Origin of the sequence: Kitasatospora sp. YST-16 (genome assembly GCF_026802215.1) — a bacterium.
Taxonomy (GTDB): domain Bacteria; phylum Actinomycetota; class Actinomycetes; order Streptomycetales; family Streptomycetaceae; genus Kitasatospora; species Kitasatospora cineracea.
Map to the genome: position 1 here is coordinate 5,101,256 of NZ_CP113837.1, position 18,004 is coordinate 5,119,259.

Genomic DNA, 18,004 nt, shown 5'->3' on the forward strand with positions numbered 1-18,004 from the left:
CCGCCGGCGGTGCGCCGTACGGGGGCGGCACCCCGCCGTACGGCACCGTGACGCGGCAGGGGCCGGGGCACCCGGCGGCCGGGCGGGGCGGGCCGGTCCCGCGCGCCGATCAGCCGGGGGCGCCGAGCGGGGCGCCCGCGGGCCGGTCCGAGCAGGTGGCGGGCGTGCCCGCGGCCGGTCCGGCCCGGCCGTCCGGCCAGGCGGCGCCGCCCCGGCCGCAGCCCTCCGCCGCGCACGACGTGCTGTGCGTCAACGCCCCCGGCATGGCCTCCTCCGGGCCGGACGGCCAGCTGCGGGGCCAGGGCATGCACGGCTTCTTCCGGCACGGGGTGCGCACCCTGGCCCGGATGGAGCTGCGGCTCGGCGGCATGGAGCCGCTCCCGCTCCAGGGCACCCTGACGTCCGCGGCGGCGGCCCGGTTCGTCGGCTCGGTCCGGGTGCCGGGAGACCTCGACCCGGACCCGGTGCTGACGGTCGAGCGGCTGCGGCACGCCGACGGCGCGGAGACCGTGACGGTCCGCAACACGGGCGCCCGGCCGGCCAGGCTCCCGCTGGAGATCGCGCTCGGCACCGACCTCGGCCTGCTCACCGACATCGCGGCGGGCCGCCGCTCGGCCGACCTGCCGGGCCAGGTCCAGTCGTCCGGCCTGCGCTGGGTCGGCCAGGGCCGGGCGGCGACCGTCAGCGCCCGGCCCTCGCCGCACGCGGTGCTGGCCGGAGCGGGCGTGCTGCGCTGGGACTTGGAGATCCAGCCCGGCGCCCGCTGGTCGGTCGAGCTCCGCGCCGAACTGGAGACCCCGTCGACGGGGCGGCCGCCGACCGGGCGCGGTCCCGGGGTGCCGCTGCCCTGGTCCGAGCCCGAGGTCCGGGCCGACGACCGCCGGGCCGCCCGCCTGGTCTCCCGCGCCCTGGATTCGCTGGGCGGCCTGCTGCTCGCCGACGCGGACCGCCCCACCGACCTCTACACCGCCTCGGGCGCACCCTGGCGCTTCGGCCTCACCGCCGCCGACGCGCTCTGGGCCGCCAGGATGACCCTGCCGCTCGGCACCCGGCTCGCCGCCGGCACCCTGCGGGCCGTCGCCCGCCGCCAGCACCAGGCAGCCCCGCCCGCCGCTCCCGCCCCGGCTCCCGCGCCCCGGCCCACCGACGCCACGCCGGGTGACGGGGCGTCAGCCCCGGAGAGTGCCGGAACCGGCGCGGCCGGTCCGGTGCCGGGGGGTGCCACCGGTCCGGTGGGCGGGCCGAACCCGTCCGGCGGCGAGGCCGGTCCGGCGGCGCAGACGATGGACGGGGTGATCCCCGGCCCGCTGCGGCACGGCGGGCCCGAACTCCCGGCCAGCTGCACCGCGACGGAGGCCACCCTGCTGTTCGTCACGGTGCTGGCGGAGGCCTGGCGCTGGGGCATGCCCCGGGCCGAGGTCGCCGAACTGCTGCCCGCGGCGGAGCGGGCCCTCGGCGCGCTGCGGTCCGCACTGGTGGAGGGGCCGGAGGGCCCGGTCGGGTTCGTCGCCGACTTCGGCCGGCCGGCGGAGGAGCGCGCCGCGCGCCCCGGCCCGGCCCGCTGCGAGGTCCAGGCCCAGGCCCACCGGGCGGCCCTCCAGGGCGCCGACCTGCTCGATGCCTTCGACCGGCCCGGCGGGGCGCAGTGGCGGTCCTGGGCCGCCGAGTTGCGGGAACGGTTCCGCGAACAGTTCTGGATCGACGACCTGTCCGGCGGCCGTCCGGCCGCCGCCCTGCTGGCCCCGGACCGGCCGGTGCCCGCCGTCGCCTCCACCCTGGTGCACCTCTTCGACCTGGGCCTGGCCGCCGAGGGCGAACTGCACGAGGGCCTGCTCGACCGGGAGCAGACCAGAGTGCTCGCCCAGCGCCTGGTGACGCCGGAGCTCGACTGCGGCTGGGGCCTGCGCACCCTGAGCGCGAAGTCCCCCCGCTTCAACCCGCTCGGCCACCGCAGCGGTGCGGTGCGGGTCCAGGAGACCGCGCTCGCGGTGAGCGGCCTGGTGGACGCCGGGTTCGAGCGGGAGGCCGAAATACTGCTGGAGGGCCTGCTGGAGGCGTCCGCGCACTTCGAGGGCCGCCTGCCGGAGATGTACGCCGGCGAGCAGAAGGTCGCCGACTGCCCGCCCGTCCCGCACCCGGCGGCCTGCCGCCCGGCCGGGGTCTCCGCGGCCGCCGCCGTGCACCTGGTCCTCTCGCTGGCGGGCGTCCGCCCCGACGTCCCGTCAGGCCGGGTGGCCACCCGCCCGGCGAGCACCGCCCCGCTGGGCGCACTGGAACTGACCGGCCTGCGGGTGGCCGGCGAGCCGTTCTCGGTCCGGGTCAGCCGGATCGGCGTCGCGGTCGTGGAGGAGGCGCCGTCGTTCCTGCAACTCGCCGCCGGCTGAACTCGGCCCCGCCGGGGCGGACGGCTTGGGAAGGACGGTCCGGGGCGGCCCGGAGAGAGGGGAAAGGCACCGTGGTCTGTGATTATCGTCAGAGAGACGACTAAGATCGGCGGCATGTCGCGCTATGACCCGTCGGCCTTCCCCCCGTTCGCAGTCACGGTTGACCTGGTGGTGCTGACGGTGCGCGACCACGAGCTGTGCGCCCTGCTGGTGAAGCGCGGCGAGGCACCGTTCCAGGGCTACTGGGCGCTGCCCGGCGGCTTCGTCCGGCTGGACGAGGGCCTGGCCGAGGCGGCGTCCCGCGAACTGGCGGAGGAGACCGGGCTGCGGGCGCAGTCGCTGCCGGGCAGCCTCCCGGCCGGACAGGCCCCCGCGGGCGCGCACCTGGAGCAGCTCGCCACCTACGGGCACCCGCAGCGGGACCCCCGGATGCGGGTGGTGAGCGTCGCCTACCTGGTCCTCGCCCCGGACCTGCCGTCGCCCCGCGCGGGCGGCGACGCCAGCAGCGCCCGGTGGGCGCCGGTGAGCGAACTGCTCGGCGAGGAGCGCAACGACGGCGTGCTGCTCGCGTTCGACCACGGGCAGATCCTGGCGGCCGGGGTGGAGCGCGCCCGCTCCAAGATCGAGTACTCCTCGCTGGCCACCGCCTTCTGCCCCCCGGAGTTCACCGTCGGCGAGCTGCGCCGGGTCTACGAGGCGGTCTGGGGCGTGGTGCTCGACCCGCGCAACTTCCACCGCAAGGTCACCGGCACCCCGGGCTTCCTGCTGCCCTCCGGCGGCACCACGACCCGTCAGGGCGGCCGCCCCGCCCAGCTGTTCACCGCGGGCGGCGCCACCGTCCTCAACCCCCCGATGCTGCGCCCCGAATCCTGACCCCGGGGTCAGCCGCCCGCTGGCTCCGCGCCGGAACCGCAGCAGGACGGCCGGTTCCGACCCCAAGGCCGTTGCTGCCGACGGGTGGTGACGGTCCGTGAGGAAGGCGTCAGCGCGGTGGGAGGGCTGTCGCCTGTACGGGTGAGGTCGGTGCTAACACCGCTCACGACCCATCCGGAATGCCCGGTTTCCCCGCTTCCGCGCCCTACTGTGCAGGCTCGGGCCAGGTGGACATCCCCGGTCCGTCGGCAGGCGAGGGAGCGGGCGGCGATGATCCAGATCACCGGACTGACCAAGGCGTACCGGCGGGGGCGTCCCCCCGCGGTGCTGGACCTGACCTTCGACGCCCGTCCCGGGATGGTCACCGCGCTGCTCGGCGACGAGGGCGCGGGCAAGTCGACCGCGCTCCGGCTGATGGTCGAACTGGAGCGGGGCCACGGCCTCACCCTGTTCGACGGCCGGACGTACCGGCGGATCCGGCGCCCGGAGCGGGAGATCGGGGTCCTGCTGGCCGCGGGCCGCCCGGAGGCCGGGCACCCGGGGCAGCGGGCCCGGGCCCACCTGCGGATGCTGGCCGGTGCGGTCGGCGTTCCCGCGCGCCGGGCCGACGACCTGCTGGAGCAGACCCGGCTCGCCGCCGTCGCCGACCACCGGATCGGCACCTTCTCGCCCGGCATGCACCGCCGCCTCGCGCTGGCCGCCGCCCTGCTCGGAACCCCCTCGACGCTGCTGCTGGACGCCCCCACCGAGGGACTGTCCCCGAGCAACGAGGAGTGGTTCGGCGCCTTCCTGCGCTCCTTCGCGCTCTCGGGCGGCACCGTGCTGACCACCACCCGCTCCCCGGCGGAGGCCGCCGCGCTCGCCGACCGGGTGGTCACCCTGGACGCGGGCCGGCTGGCCGCCGACCAGCCGGTGGTGGAGTTCCGCCGCACCAGGCTGCACCCCGAAGTCCTGGTCCGGGGCCCGCAGATGGCCCGCCTCGCGGACCTGCTGGTCGCCCAGGGCGGCCAGGTCCGGCGGGACGGCGGCGCCGGTCTCGCGGTGAGCGGCATCGACCGCACCGAGGTCGGCGAACTCGCCTACCGCAACGGCATCCTGCTGCACGAGCTGGCCGACCGGGTGGCGGAGCGCCCGGTCTCCTACCCCGCCGCCCTGCCCGGCAGTTCGGGCCGCTCCGGCCAGGTGTCGATCCGGACGCCCCGTCAGAACCCGCAGCAGCAACCGCAGTCGCAGTCCGGCCGCACCGCACAGCCCGCCGGCGCGTCCGGCCTCCGCGCGGACGGTGCGGACGGCCCCGGCGCGGCCCACCCCGGAGCCGACCACCCCGGCGCGCCCGCCCCCGGTGAGCAGCGTTCCGGCGAGCAGCGCCCCGCGACCGTCGGCCGCCCCGCCGGGCCGGAGCCCGAGCGCCCGCTCGACCACCGTGGCCTGCAGGCCGGCCGTTGGGCCACCGCCGCCCTCGCACCGAATCCCCCGGCCCCGGCCCAGGCCGAGCCTCGTACCCCGGCGGTGTCCGTGCCCGCGCCGACCGCCCCCGCCCAAACCGCACCAGTACCGCCGGCGTTCCCCGTCGACCTGACCCGGCGGACGCCCCGCGGCGCCTCCGCGCTCGGCCGACCGGCAGCGACAGCGGCACCAGCAACGGCAGCGGCGGTGCCAGCAGCGGTGGAGCCGGAGCCCGGCCCCGCCGCGGTCGACACCGCCGCGGTCGACACCGAGCAGTTGGCCGCCAACCCGACCGACGCGGAGCTGCTGACTCCCGCCCGGATCAGGGGAGTCGGCCAGCGGCCCGCCGCCCCCGTCCGGCCGTTCCCGGGGCGTCCCTGGTCGGCGGCGACCGCCGAACTGCGGCCGGCCGGGCGGGCCGAACCGGCGGAGCGGTCGCGGTCGGCGGACGAGGTCCGGCCGGGCGGTGCGGGCGCGGTGGATCCGCAAGGGGCGGCGCGACGCGGCGCCGTCGGCGACGAGAACGGGAGTGAGTGACCGTGCGGTTGGTGGCGAGTGAGGTGCGTCGGCTGCGCGGGGTGCGCTCCACGTGGGTGGTGGTCGCGGGCGCGCTGCTGGTGAACGCGGCGTTGGCGGCGTTCTCGGCGATCCGGCTGCCCGCCGGGGAGTTGGCGGTGCCGGACGCCGTGCGGTCGGTCGCGGCGGTGGTGCCGGTCCTGCCGCTGCCGCTGACCGCGCTCGCGGCGGCGGTGCTCGGCGCGCTGGCCTACGGCAACGAGGCGCGCTGGCCGGGCCTGCCCGCCTCGCGGGTGACCCTGGGGCGCCGGCTGGGCGCGCTGCTGGCGAAGTCGCTGGTGGTGGGCGCGGCGACGGCCCTGCTGGCGGTGGCCGTCCTCGGCGTGAACGCCGTCGCGGTGAGGCTCGCGCTGCCCGCCGGAGTGGACGCGTCGGCGCTGCTCGACCTGTCGGACCTGCCGGTCGGCCCGTTCGCGGCGGGCGGGATCGGCCGCCCGCTGGCGGCGTACGCGGTGCTGGCGGTGGCCGGCGGCTGGGCCGGTCTGCTGATCACCTCGCTGGTGCGCAGCGCCCTGGCCGGCGTCCTGCTGACCGGCGCGCTGCCCGCCCTGCTGGAGCCCACCGCGGGCCTGCTGCTGCACCGCACTGGCCGCAACTGGCCGGTCTGGGTAAGGGAGTTGCTGCCCTTCCAGTACGGCCTGGACTGGGTCCGCGGCGCCGCCGACCGGACCGCCGGAGCGCTGGACGGCACGGTGGCCGCCGCGCTGCTGGCCCCGGCCGCCCTGCTGGTGCTGGCGGCGGTGCTGGTCCAGCTGCGCCGCCGGAGCCTGTGACCAGGAGCTTCCGCCCGGGAAACGGCGGCGGTCGACAAGGGAACGGCAGCGGGAAGCGCCCTGACGGTGTGACAGGCGGGGTGGGAGCAACCACGGGGGAAAACAGCCACTGATGACCGGTATGCGCATTTCCAACTGATAAGAAGTCAATTATCCAGACACGGCCGATCACCCTTTCGTGTGCTTTTCACGAGAATGCTCAAGGCGGATCCGCCGATCGCCGACAAAGGATGGCGTGAGTACCCTTGCGCACCCCACCGTGACCGCCGCTCGCCAGGCCGAGTCGATCTCCGCCTCCGAGTTGGACCGTTTCCCGTACGCCGACCGCCCGACCCCGCCCGCACCCCGTTGGGAGGGGGCGGAGAACGACCTCGCCCGGGTCGGTCGGAAGACCACCAGCAGCCGCGGCCGCGGCCTGCACGGCCAGCTGGTCCAGCAGCTCGGCCAGATGATCGTCTCCGGCGACCTGGGCGCCGACCGCCCGCTGGTGCCGGAGGAGATCGGCCAGCGATTCGAGGTCTCCCGCACCGTGGTGCGCGAGTCGCTCCGGGTGCTGGAGGCCAAGGGCCTGGTCTCGGCCCGGCCGAACGTCGGCACCCGGGTCCGCCCGGTGAGCGACTGGAACCTGCTGGACCCCGACATCATCGAGTGGCGCGCCTTCGGCCCGCAGCGCGACGAGCAGCGCCGAGAGCTGTTCGAGCTGCGCTGGGCGATCGAGCCGCTGGCCGCGCGCCTGGCGGCCGGCCACGGCCGGGAGGACGTCCAGCACCGGCTGGTCGAGCTGACCGAGATCATGGGCCAGGCCGGCGGCCAGGGCGACCTGGTCAGCTACTCCCGGGCCGACGCCGAACTGCACGGCCTGGTGCTGCAGATGGCCGCGAACCGGATGCTGGAGCACCTGTCCGGCATCGTGGCCGGCGCGCTCCAGGTCTCCGGCGGCTCCGGCACCACCTGCGAGCGCCCGTCCGACTCGGCGGTCAGCCTGCACGCCCGGCTGGTGGACGCGCTCGGCACCGGCGACGGCACCGCCGCCGAGGCCGCCGTCCGCGCGCTGCTCACCGTCCACCCGGACGTCGAGCACGCCGTCCCCGCGCCGCGCGAGCACTGAGCGGCCGGGACCGCGCCCGTCGCCCCGACCGGATGGCCCTTCTGCTGCCCCACCCCGCGCAGCCGAGGGGCCATCGGCACATCGGAGCCCGCCCACCGGGCCCGGACCCCGGGCCCCGCTGCCCGCCGGAGCGCCCGCGCGGACCCCGGTCCGGCCCCGCGGATAGGCCGCTCGGGGGCTGCCCGCACCGGCGCTCGGGTGGTGTGACGGGCGCCACGACGGGCATGCGTAACACTTGAGGGGCGGCAGCGATGTGTACGGAGCGGAAGCAGCTCCGGAATATCACCACAAGCCAGTCGGCTGTGATGGTCCGCGGCGCTGCTGCCGTCCTGCAGACCCCGGTCACCGTCCACCCGCCCGAGCCCGAGCAGTCGGGCCGGTCGGTGCGGGTTCGTGTCCACTCATCGTCCGAGAGGTTGTTCGTGTCGGCCAGCACATCCCGTTCCCTTCCCCCCGAGATCGCCGAGTCCGCGGCACTGCTGGCGCTCATCGAGCGGGGCAAGGCCCAGGGGCAGATCGCCGGTGACGACGTGCGCCACGCGTTCGAGGCGGACCAGATCCCGGTCACCAAGTGGAAGAACGTCATGCGCAGCCTCAACCAGGTGCTGATTGAGGAGGGGGTGGAGCTGATGGTCAGCGCGGCGGAGCCGGCCGGCGCCAAGCGCAAGAGCGTCGCGGCCAAGAGCACCACCAAGCGCACCGCGACCAAGGCGGTCACCACCCGCACGCCGGTCGCCCAGACCAAGCCCCCGGTGCGGATCGCCCCCGCGGCGACCATCGCCCCGTCGGTGTCGGTGGCCGCCTCGGTGACCAGCACCGAGGTCACCGTCGTCGAGACCATCGAGGTCGCCGAGGCCAAGGCCGCCGTCAAGAAGGCCGCCGCCCCGGCGAAGAAGGCGGCGGCCAAGAAGGCCGCCCCCGCCAAGAAGACCGCTGCCAAGAAGACCGCCGCGGCCGGCAAGCCCGGCGCCAAGGGCGACGAGGACATGGTCGGCGAGGAGGAGCTCCTCGAGGACGTGGCCCTGCCCGGCGACGGCAAGGAGGGCGAGGCCGAGGAGGAGACCGACCAGGGCTTCGTGCTCTCGGACGACGACGAGGACGACGCCCCGGCCCAGCAGGTCGCGGTCGCCGGTGCCACCGCCGACCCGGTCAAGGACTACCTCAAGCAGATCGGCAAGGTCCCGCTGCTCAACGCCGAGCAGGAGGTCGAACTCGCCAAGCGGATCGAGGCCGGCCTGTTCGCCGAGGACAAGCTGAGCCAGGCCGACAAGCTCGCCCCGAAGCTCAAGCGCGAGCTGGAGATCATCGCCGAGGACGGCCGCCGCGCCAAGAACCACCTGCTGGAGGCCAACCTCCGCCTGGTGGTCTCGCTGGCCAAGCGCTACACCGGCCGCGGCATGCTCTTCCTGGACCTGATCCAGGAGGGCAACCTCGGTCTGATCCGCGCGGTCGAGAAGTTCGACTACACCAAGGGCTACAAGTTCTCCACCTACGCGACCTGGTGGATCCGGCAGGCGATCACCCGCGCCATGGCCGACCAGGCCCGCACCATCCGCATCCCGGTGCACATGGTCGAGGTCATCAACAAGCTGGCCCGCGTGCAGCGCCAGATGCTCCAGGACCTGGGTCGCGAGCCCACCCCGGAGGAGCTGGCCAAGGAACTCGACATGACCCCCGAGAAGGTCATCGAGGTCCAGAAGTACGGCCGCGAGCCGATCTCGCTGCACACCCCGCTCGGCGAGGACGGCGACAGCGAGTTCGGTGACCTGATCGAGGACTCCGAGGCGGTCGTCCCGGCCGACGCGGTCTCCTTCACCCTGCTCCAGGAGCAGCTGCACTCCGTGCTGGACACCCTGTCCGAGCGCGAGGCGGGCGTGGTCTCGATGCGCTTCGGCCTGACCGACGGCCAGCCGAAGACGCTGGACGAGATCGGCAAGGTCTACGGCGTGACCCGCGAGCGGATCCGCCAGATCGAGTCGAAGACCATGTCGAAGCTGCGCCACCCGTCGCGCTCCCAGGTGCTGCGCGACTACCTGGACTGATCCCGGTCGGTCCGAGTCACCTGGACGGGCCCCTCCGCCACCGGCGGAGGGGCCCGTTCGCGTGTCCGGGGGTCGCCCGATGGGGTGGCGGCGAGCGGAGGTGCGGGCACGGCGGGTGAGCGGATGACTACGCTGGGCCGGTTGTCGCGTGACGGAGCGGCAGCCCGTCCGCGCGCCGGTCGGGCCCGCACCGCGCCCCGCTCCGTGCGCGGAACCCCGCACCCCGCCGAACCCCTGGAGAACCGGTGCCCATCCTGGACACGTTCGCGCCTCGGCTCCGCCGCCGGGCGGTCGCGCTCGTCGCCCTGGCCGCCCTGCCCGCCCCGCTGGTCGCGCTGGGCGCGGCCGGGCCGGCCGTCGCGCAGCGGCGGATCATCGGCGGTACCGGTGCCAGCACCGGGGACCACCCGTGGATGGTGGCGCTGGCCAGCCGGCAGCAGTTCGGCTCGGCCCGCTCCGGGCAGTTCTGCGGCGGGGCGCTGATCAGCCCGACCAAGGTGGTCACGGCGGCGCACTGCTTCTACGACGAGACCACCGCCCGCCCCACCGACCGGCCCGGGCTGCGGGTGATCGTCGGCCGGGACGACCTGCGGGGCACCGCGGGGCGGGAGGTGGCGGTGCGCGGGGTGTGGATCGACCCGGGCTACAGCTTCACCGCGAACACCCGGGACGTGGCGGTGCTCACCCTGACCGAGCCGCAGGACGGCCGGCCGGTGCTGGAGATGGTGAACCCGGGCGAGACCGAGCCGTACGCGGCGGGCACCCCGGCCACCGTGTTCGGCTGGGGCGACACCCGGGGCAACGGCAGCTACTCGAACACGCTGCGGCAGGTCACCGTGCCGGTCATCTCGGACGAGGCCTGCGGCCACGCCTACCCGGGCGGCTCGGACAGCGCGTACGACGCCCGCAGCATGGTGTGCGCGGGGGAGGCGCAGGGCGGCAAGGACGCCTGCCAGGGCGACAGCGGCGGGCCGCTGCTGGTGGGCGGGCGGCTGGCCGGGCTGGTCTCCTGGGGCGCGGGCTGCGCGGAGGCCGACCACCCCGGGGTGTACACCCGGATCGCGGCGGTCTCGGAGGCCGTGCACAACGTGCTGTGAGCCACACCGCACCGCGGGCCGTGGCCGGAAAGAAACGCCACGGCCGGGTGGCCCGCCCCCGAGGGGAGGGCCACCCGGCCGTTCAGGCAGCTCGGTGGAGCAGCGGGAGCGTCAGCGCTCCCCCTCCTCGGCCGTCGCCGACGTGCCGGAGAGGCGGTCGCTCTCGTCGTGTATCTCCACGGCGATCTTCTTGAGTTCGGGCTCGAACTTGCGCCCGTGGTGGGCGCAGAACAGCAGCTCTCCGCCGCTGGAGAGGACGACGCGCAGGTAAGCCTGAGCGCCGCAACGGTCGCAGCGGTCTGCCGCGGTGAGCGGGCTCGCAGGGGTCAGAACAGTAGTCACGTCGCCTCTTCTCTAGCTCGACGAGCTGTGTACCAGGATCAACATCCAACCAGGTCGAATTCGTTCCCGCTCGTGGCTTTTCTCTTTGAGGATTCTGCCGTCGTCTTGTTGTTGAGGACGTGCCCCGGACAACGGCGGTTCATGCGTGCCGATTCCCGTGACCGGCAGATCACCTCGAACGCCCGATCGGGCCGGGGTGCGAGGTCCGCGTAGCATAATCCTCCGCTGGGTTGGAGCATAAGCCCCGTCCCGGAACCCGTTGGACCGCATCGCAGCAGCTCCGCAGCCCTCCCCGGCCGCCCGGATCCGCCAGGACCCGTGGTGTCGGCAGGAGATGGCAGGCTGGGAACCGCCCCCGGGGCGGGAACCTTGTTCGCGCAGCGCGTACAAGGAGCGCGGACCTCAGCGACCCGGATCTCAGTTGCTGAGAGCATGCGGGGGTGTCCGTCAACGTCATGGAGGAGTGCAGAGCGTGAGTGGAGAAAAGACCGGCCCGTCCTCTCTGGTGACCGGTGAGGGCGGGTCCGACTACACCGCGCGGCATCTGCTCGTCCTCGAGGGGCTCGAAGCGGTCCGCAAGCGGCCGGGCATGTACATCGGGTCGACCGACAGCCGCGGCCTGATGCACTGCCTGTGGGAGATCATCGACAACTCGGTCGACGAGGCGCTGGGCGGTTTCTGCGACCGGATCGAGGTGCTGCTGCACCAGGACGGCTCGGTCGAGGTCCGCGACAACGGCCGCGGCATCCCGGTGGACATCGAGCCCAAGACCGGGCTGTCCGGCGTCGAGATCGCGTACACCAAGCTGCACGCGGGCGGAAAGTTCGGCGGCGGCTCGTACGCGGCCTCGGGCGGTCTGCACGGCGTCGGCGCCTCGGTGGTGAACGCGCTGTCCGCCCGCCTCGACGTGGAGGTGGACCGGCACGGGGCCACCCACGCGATCAGCTTCCGGCGGGGCGTCCCCGGCAGCTTCGCCGGTCCCGAACAGGACGCCGACTTCAAGCCCGCCGCCGGCATGACCAAGAAGGGCAAGGTCACCCGCGGCCGCACCGGCACCCGGATCCGCTACTGGGCGGACCGGCAGATCTTCCTCAAGGACGCGAAGCTCTCGCTGGAGTCGCTGCACAGCCGGGCCCGGCAGACCGCCTTCCTGGTGCCCGGGCTGACCATCGTGGTGCGCGACGAACGGCTCACCGAGAGCGAGCAGATCGGCGAGGAGACCTTCCGCTACGACGGCGGGATCAGCGAGTTCTGCGAGTTCCTGGCCCCCGACCGGGCCGTCTCCGACGTCCTGCGGCTGCGCGGCGAGGGCACCTTCAAGGAGACCGTGCCGGTGCTCGACGAGTTCGGGCACATGACCCCCACCGAGGTCACCCGCGAGCTCGGGGTGGACATCGCGCTGCGCTGGGGCGCCGGTTACGAGACCACCCAGCGGTCCTTCGTCAACATCATCGCCACCCCCAAGGGCGGCACCCACGTCACCGGCTTCGAGCGGCAGCTCGCCAAGACCGTCAACGAGGTGCTGCGGGCGAGCAAGCTGCTGCGGGTCGCCGAGGACGACGTCAGCAAGGACGACGCGCAGGAGGGCCTGACCGCGGTCATCACCGTCCGGCTCGCCGAGCCGCAGTTCGAGGGGCAGACCAAGGAGGTGCTCGGCACCTCGGCGGCCAACCGGATCGTCGCGGCCGTGGTCGCCAAGGAGCTCAAGGCCTTCCTCACCTCGGCCAAGAAGGACGAGAAGCTCCAGGCCCGGGCGGTGCTGGAGAAGGTCGTCGCGGCGGCCCGCACCCGGGTCGCCGCCCGGCAGCACAAGGAGGCGCAGCGCCGGAAGACCGCGCTGGAGACCTCCTCGCTGCCCGCCAAGCTGGCCGACTGCCGCAGCGACGACGTGGACCGCAGCGAGCTGTTCATCGTCGAGGGCGACTCCGCGCTCGGCACCGCCAAGCTGGCCCGGAACTCCGAGTTCCAGGCGCTGCTGCCGATCCGCGGCAAGATCCTGAACGTCCAGAAGGCGTCCGTGAGCGACATGCTCAAGAACGCCGAGTGCGCCTCGATCATCCAGGTGATAGGAGCGGGCTCGGGCCGGACGTTCGACATCGACCAGGCCCGCTACGGCAAGGTCATCTTCATGGCCGACGCCGACGTCGACGGCTCGCACATCCGCACCCTGCTGCTGACGCTGTTCCACCGCTACATGCGGCCGATGGTCGAGCAGGGCCGGGTGTTCGCCGCGGTGCCGCCGCTGCACCGGATCGAGCTGACCAACCCCAAGCGCGGCCAGGAGAAGTACCACTACACCTACTCCGACGCCGAACTGCGGCGCACCCTGCTGCAGTTCCAGGGCAAGGGGCTGCGCTGGAAGGACCCGATCCAGCGCTACAAGGGCCTCGGCGAGATGGACGCCGACCAGCTGGCCGAGACCACCATGGACCCGCGGTTCCGGATCCTGCGCCGGATCAACCTGGGCGACCTGGACTCCGCGGAGAAGACCTTCGACCTGCTGATGGGCAACGACGTCGCGCCGCGGCGGGAGTTCATCGTCGACTCGGCGGCCACCCTGGACCGGTCCCGGATCGACGCCTGAGCGGCCCCGGTCCGCGGAGGGCTCTCCACCCCAGGGTGGAGAGCCCTCCGCGCGGTGGATCAACCCCCGCTCCGAGGACCGGCGGGCCCGCGGTCCGTAGCGTTCAGGGTGTCGAAACCACCCCGCCCGGGAGGCACCCGAAATGACCGCCCTGTCCGACGTCCTGATCGCCGCCGCCGTGATCGTCCTGGTGGTGGGCCGGCAGCTGCGGGCCCGCCGGCTGGACACCGAGCGCCGCTTCTGGCTGCTGCCGCTGGTGCTCGCCGCCGTCGCGCTGCGCGACCCGGTGCTGATCGACCCGCACCACCGGGTCGCCGCCGCCGTCCTGCTGGCCGGCTCGATGCTCACCACCGCCGGGATGGGCTGCGCCTGGGGCTGGACGGTGCGGATCTGGCGCGAGACGGACGGCACGCTGTGGAGCAAGGGCACCACCGCCACGGTGTTCGCCTGGGTCGGCGCGATCCTGATCCGGGCCGCCTGGTACGGGGTGGGCGCCGCGCTGCACGTCCACCAGTCCAGCAGCGTGCTGCTGCTCTCGCTGGGCCTGCTGCTGCTGGTCCGCTCGGCGGCCGTCCAGTGGCGGTCCCGGCAGCTGGGCGGCGGCAAGCTGCACGGCCTGGCCGCCTGACCGACCGTCACCACCCCGTCACCACCCCGCCGCCGGCCCCCGCAACGGGGGTCGGCGGCACCGCCGTCGAGCCGTCGAGAGAGGACCCGCAGGTGAGCACGCTGGACCGGTGGACCAGGTGGCCCGACCGGGACGTCCCGATCCGGGAGCGCGACTCGCGGGCCCGGATGGCGATCTCCTTCTTCGGCCGGCTCTGCATGCTGGGCGCCGTGGTGTTCGGGACCTTCGGCGAACTGCACTACCGGGGCTGGCTGGTGCTGGTCCCGATCGGCTGGATCGCCGCCGCCGCCGTGCTGTTCACCGGCTGGTACCACTTCTGCCGGGCCCAGCGGCTGTGGCCCACGCTGGCCTGCGCCGCCGGGCTGCTGGGGTACGCCGCGCTGGCCGACGAGGGCGGTGCCAGGACGCTGGCCTCGGTGATCTGGTGCGGACTCGCGGTGCTCGCCGTGGTCCGGCTGCCGCTGGCCGCCGGACTGCTCACCGCCGGTGCGGCGCTGGCCGGTTACGGCTTCGGCACGGACGACTCGCTGCTGGCCATGCTGGCCGTCGCGGGCGGTATGGGCCTGCTCGGCTACCTGCTGCGGCTGGACGGCCAGGCCCGCTCCGCGCAGCGCGCCCTGCTCGCCCAGGAACGGGCCGCGCAGGTCGCGCAGGCCGAGAGCGCGGCGCTCGCCGAACGGGCCAGGATCGCCCGGGAGATCCACGACGTGCTGGCGCACAGCCTGTCCGCGCAGCTGGTGCACCTGGAGGCGGCCCGGCTGATGCTGGACGCCGGGGCCGAGCGGGCCGAGGTCCGCGAACGGGTGGTCGCCGCCCGGCGGATGGCGCAGGACGGGCTGGCCGAGACCCGGCAGGCGCTGTCCGCGCTGCGCGGCGAGTTCGCGCCGGTCGCCGAGTTCGTGGCCCAACTGGCCGCCGGGGCCGGGGCCGGGCTGGCCGTCGACGGGGTGCCCCGGCCGCTGCCCGCCGAGGCCGGGCTGGCGGTGCGCCGGGTCGCCCAGGAGGCGCTCACCAACGCCCGCAAGCACGCGCCCGGCAGCCGGGTGGACGTCCGGCTCGGCTACCGGGAGGACGAGGTGGAGCTGGTGGTGCGCAACTCCGGTGCCCCGCGCGGGGCCCACCCGGTGCTGGGCGGCAGCGGGAACGGGTACGGTCTGCTCGGGATGCGCGAACGCGCGGAACTGCTCGGCGGCGAACTGCTGGCGGGCCCCGAGGAGGGAGGGTGGCGCGTGCTGCTGCGGGTGCCGGCGTGACGGACGGACCGATCCGGGTGGTGGTCGCCGACGACCAGACCGTGGTGCGCGAGGGCATCGTGATGCTGCTCGGCCTGCTGCCGGGCATCACGGTGGTCGGCTCGGCACCGGACGGCGAGGAGGCGCTGCGGCTGGTCGCCGAACACGCCCCCGACGTGGTGCTGATGGACCTGCGGATGCCGCGCTGCGACGGGGTGGAGGCGACCCGGCGGATCCGGGCCGAGCACCCCGGCACCGAGGTGGTGGTGCTCACCACCTACGCCGACGACGACTCGCTGTTCTCCGCGCTGCAGGCCGGCGCGCGCGGCTTCCTCACCAAGGACGCCGGCGCGGAGGAGATCGCCCGCGCCGTCGCGGACGTCCGCTCGGGCGCGGCCGGGCTCTCCCCGCAGGTCCAACTGCGGCTGCTGGAGCGGCTGTCGGGCGGGCCGGGGTCCGCCGCGCCACCGGTGCCCGCCGCTGCCCCGCCGGCACCCGCCGCCGCTCCGCCCGCACCGGCGGCCGGGTCCGCACCGGTGCCAGGGCGCCCGGCGCTGCCGGACGGGCTGACCCAGCGGGAGGCCGAGGTGCTGGCGCTGATCGCGGCCGGTCTGTCCAACGCGGAGATCGCCGGAAGGTTGTTCGTCAGCCCCGCAACGGTGAAAACACATATCAACAACCTTTTCGCCAAGACGGCGGTGCGGGACCGGGCCCAGGCCGTGGCGTACGCCTTCAAGCATGGAATTTCGGACGGTTCGTAAACCCACGTTCAGGTAGCTGGTTCGGGTGAACGTATCTGCGCGGGTTTCGTGGTGGGGTTTGTGACGCTCCATCATGGTTCGGTCGTAGTGACCGAATTGATGAGGTGTCGGCTGTGGCGCAGCAGGAGAGAGTCGACTGGTGGGCCGCGGCCGCCTCCCGGCCCCGGGTGGTGGGGCAGCGGCGGACCGCGGAACCGGCCCCGCCGGAGGAACGGGTCGGGCGGGAGGTCTACCGCAGCGTCCAGGACAGCGACGCGTTCCAGGAGATCAGGCGCGGCTACCGCTCGTTCGTCTTCCCGGCCAGCGCCGGGTTCCTGGCCTGGTACCTGCTGTTCGTCGCGGCCCAGGCGTTCGCGCCGGAGCTGATGCGCGAGCGGGTCGCCGGGCCGCTCAACCTGGCCTGGCTGCTCGGCCTCGGCCAGTTCGCCTCGACCTTCCTGCTGACCTGGCTCTACGCCCGCAACGCCCGCACCAAGCGCGACCGAGCAGCCCTCGAACTGCGCTGGGACACCCAGGACCAACTGCGATGACCCCACACCCCAGCCACGGCCTGGCGGTGGCCCTGTTCGCCGTCGTCGTCGCCGTCACCCTCACCATCACCGTCTGGGTCGGCCGCCGCGGCCACGCCGCCGAGGACTTCTACGCCGGCGGACGCGACTTCTCGCCGCTGCAGAACGGCTTCGCGCTCTCCGGCGACTACCTGTCCGCCGCGTCCTTCCTCGGCGTCACCGGCCTGATCGCGCTGTACGGCTACGACGGCGTGCTCTACAGCATCGGCTTCCTGGTCGCCTGGCTGGTCGTGCTGATGCTGGTCTCCGAACTCGTCCGCAACGCCGGCCGCTACACCCTGGCCGACGTGCTGGCGCTGCGGATGCGCCAGCGGCCGGTGCGCGCCGCGGCCGGACTGGCGTCCATGGTCGTCACCCTGATGTACCTGATCGCGCAGATGGTCGGCGCGGGCAGCCTGGTCGCCCTGCTGCTCGGCACCGACAGCGGCGCCGCCAAGGGCTGGACCATCGTCGCGGTCGGCGGCCTGATGATCGTCTACGTGACGGTCGGCGGGATGCGCGCCACCACCTGGATCCAGATCGTCAAGGCGTTCCTGCTGGTGGCCGGCTCGGTGCTGCTCACGGTGCTGGTGGTGGCCCGCTTCCACGGCGACTTCGGCGCGCTGATGAACGCCGCCGCGCAGCACAGCGGCGTCGGCGACAAGTACCTGGAACCCGGGCTGCGGTACGGCTCCAGCCCGATCAGCCGGCTCGACTTCGTCAGCCTCGGCCTCGCCCTGGTGCTCGGCACCGCGGGCCTGCCGCACATCCTCAGCCGCTTCTACACCGTGCCCACGGCGCGGGCCGCCCGGCGCTCCACGATGTGGGCGATCGGGCTGATCGGCTGCTTCTACCTGATGGCGATCCTGCTCGGCCTCGGGGCCGGCGCGGTGGTCGGGGCCAAGGCCGTCCGGGCCTCGAACCCGGCCGGCAACACGGCCGTCCCGCTGCTCGCCCTCGACCTCGGCGGCGGGCCGGACTCCACCTGGGGCCTGCTGCTGTTCGCGGTGATCTCCGCGATCGCCTTCGCCACCATCCTCGCCGTGGTGGCCGGCCTCACCCTGGCCTCCTCGGCGGCCTTCGCCCACGACCTGTACGCGCGGGCCTGGCGCCGCCCCGAGGAGCGGCAGGTCTCCGAGCGCGAGGAGGTGATCGCGGCCCGGATCTCCGCCGTCGTGATCGGCGGACTCGCCATCGTGCTCAGCCTGTTCGCGCAGCGGCTGAACGTCGCCTTCCTGGTCGGCCTGGCCTTCGCGGTGGCCGCCTCGGCCAACCTGCCGACCCTGCTGTACTCGCTGTTCTGGAAGCGGTTCACCACCCGCGGCGCGGTCTGGTCGGTGTACGGCGGCCTCGTCCCGGCGGTGGTGCTGGTGCTGTTCTCGCCGGTCGTCTCCGGCGCGAAGACCTCCGTGCTGCCCGGTCTGGACTTCCACTGGTTCCCGCTGGAGAACCCGGGCCTGGTCTCCATCCCGCTCGGCTTCCTGGCCGGTTGGCTGGGCACCGTCCTGGACCGGGAGCCGCCGGACGAGGACGGCTACGCCGAACTGGAGGTGCGCGCCCTGACCGGGGCGGGCGCCGCCTAGCGGCCGCGGAACGGCCGGGGCCGCGGC

General features: G+C 74.4%; 14 protein-coding genes. 13 read left to right on the forward strand and 1 reads right to left on the reverse strand.

Going from position 1 to position 18,004, the window contains the following annotated elements; all coding sequences use genetic code 11:
- Positions 1 to 155: 155 nt before the first annotated feature.
- The 7 genes from OU787_RS23235 (at position 156) to OU787_RS23265 (ending at position 10,299) form a co-directional block, all read left to right on the forward strand.
- Entirely contained in the window at positions 156 to 2,384 is a 2,229-nt protein-coding gene (locus tag OU787_RS23235; protein ID WP_442788644.1) for an amylo-alpha-1,6-glucosidase, read from the forward strand.
- 114 nt (positions 2,385 to 2,498) lie between these two features.
- Positions 2,499 to 3,257 (forward strand): NUDIX hydrolase, encoded by a 759-nt coding sequence (locus OU787_RS23240; RefSeq protein WP_030458018.1) that lies wholly within the window; start codon positions 2,499 to 2,501, stop codon positions 3,255 to 3,257.
- Between the two features lie 270 nt (positions 3,258 to 3,527).
- Positions 3,528 to 5,240, forward strand: a complete 1,713-nt coding sequence (locus tag OU787_RS23245) for an ATP-binding cassette domain-containing protein (protein ID WP_268660439.1) — start codon at positions 3,528 to 3,530, stop codon at positions 5,238 to 5,240.
- An 11-nt stretch (positions 5,241 to 5,251) separates the two neighbouring features.
- On the forward strand, positions 5,252 to 6,052 hold the full coding sequence (locus OU787_RS23250; protein ID WP_268660440.1) for a hypothetical protein: 801 nt from the start codon (positions 5,252 to 5,254) through the stop codon (positions 6,050 to 6,052).
- Positions 6,053 to 6,287: 235 nt separating this feature from the next.
- Positions 6,288 to 7,160, forward strand: a complete 873-nt coding sequence (locus OU787_RS23255; protein WP_030458021.1) for a FadR/GntR family transcriptional regulator — start codon at positions 6,288 to 6,290, stop codon at positions 7,158 to 7,160.
- A gap of 422 nt (positions 7,161 to 7,582) precedes the next feature.
- A complete protein-coding gene (locus OU787_RS23260) occupies positions 7,583 to 9,202 on the forward strand; it encodes an RNA polymerase sigma factor (protein ID WP_030458022.1) in 1,620 nt (539 codons plus the stop codon).
- A gap of 245 nt (positions 9,203 to 9,447) precedes the next feature.
- Entirely contained in the window at positions 9,448 to 10,299 is an 852-nt protein-coding gene (locus tag OU787_RS23265) for a S1 family peptidase (protein ID WP_081966714.1), read from the forward strand.
- Positions 10,300 to 10,410: 111 nt separating this feature from the next.
- On the opposite strand, the gene OU787_RS23270 is transcribed toward OU787_RS23265, so the two are convergent.
- Positions 10,411 to 10,641 (reverse strand): DUF7455 domain-containing protein, encoded by a 231-nt coding sequence (locus OU787_RS23270; RefSeq protein WP_030458024.1) that lies wholly within the window; start codon positions 10,639 to 10,641, stop codon positions 10,411 to 10,413.
- 472 nt (positions 10,642 to 11,113) lie between these two features.
- On the opposite strand from OU787_RS23270, the gene OU787_RS23275 reads away from it, so the two are divergent.
- From OU787_RS23275 to OU787_RS23300, 6 genes are all read left to right on the forward strand, one after another.
- Entirely contained in the window at positions 11,114 to 13,225 is a 2,112-nt protein-coding gene (locus OU787_RS23275) for a DNA gyrase/topoisomerase IV subunit B (RefSeq protein WP_268660441.1), read from the forward strand.
- Positions 13,226 to 13,367: 142 nt separating this feature from the next.
- Positions 13,368 to 13,853 carry a CcdC protein domain-containing protein gene (locus tag OU787_RS23280; RefSeq protein ID WP_268660442.1) on the forward strand — a complete coding sequence of 162 codons (486 nt, stop codon included), beginning with the start codon at positions 13,368 to 13,370 and terminating at the stop codon, positions 13,851 to 13,853.
- 92 nt (positions 13,854 to 13,945) lie between these two features.
- A complete protein-coding gene (locus OU787_RS23285) occupies positions 13,946 to 15,106 on the forward strand; it encodes a sensor histidine kinase (RefSeq protein WP_268660443.1) in 1,161 nt (386 codons plus the stop codon).
- A complete protein-coding gene (locus OU787_RS23290; protein ID WP_268660444.1) occupies positions 15,103 to 15,846 on the forward strand; it encodes a response regulator transcription factor in 744 nt (247 codons plus the stop codon). The genes OU787_RS23285 and OU787_RS23290 overlap by 4 nt, the downstream gene beginning before the upstream one ends.
- A 113-nt stretch (positions 15,847 to 15,959) precedes the next feature.
- Positions 15,960 to 16,376: a DUF485 domain-containing protein gene (locus tag OU787_RS23295; RefSeq protein WP_030458029.1), complete on the forward strand. Its 417-nt coding sequence runs from the start codon at positions 15,960 to 15,962 to the stop codon at positions 16,374 to 16,376.
- The gene (locus OU787_RS23300) at positions 16,373 to 17,977 is read left to right on the forward strand and encodes a solute symporter family protein (RefSeq protein WP_268660445.1); all 1,605 of its coding nucleotides are present in this window, start codon (positions 16,373 to 16,375) and stop codon (positions 17,975 to 17,977) included. The genes OU787_RS23295 and OU787_RS23300 overlap by 4 nt, the downstream gene beginning before the upstream one ends.
- Positions 17,978 to 18,004 lie beyond the last annotated feature (27 nt).

Coding starts and splice junctions, on each gene's coding strand:
- OU787_RS23300 (WP_268660445.1), top strand. CDS start 16,373: ATGACCCCACACCCCAGCCACGGCCTGGCGGTGGCCCTGTTCGCCGTC.
- OU787_RS23280 (WP_268660442.1), top strand. CDS start 13,368: ATGACCGCCCTGTCCGACGTCCTGATCGCCGCCGCCGTGATCGTCCTG.
- OU787_RS23245 (WP_268660439.1), top strand. CDS start 3,528: ATGATCCAGATCACCGGACTGACCAAGGCGTACCGGCGGGGGCGTCCC.
- OU787_RS23240 (WP_030458018.1), top strand. CDS start 2,499: ATGTCGCGCTATGACCCGTCGGCCTTCCCCCCGTTCGCAGTCACGGTT.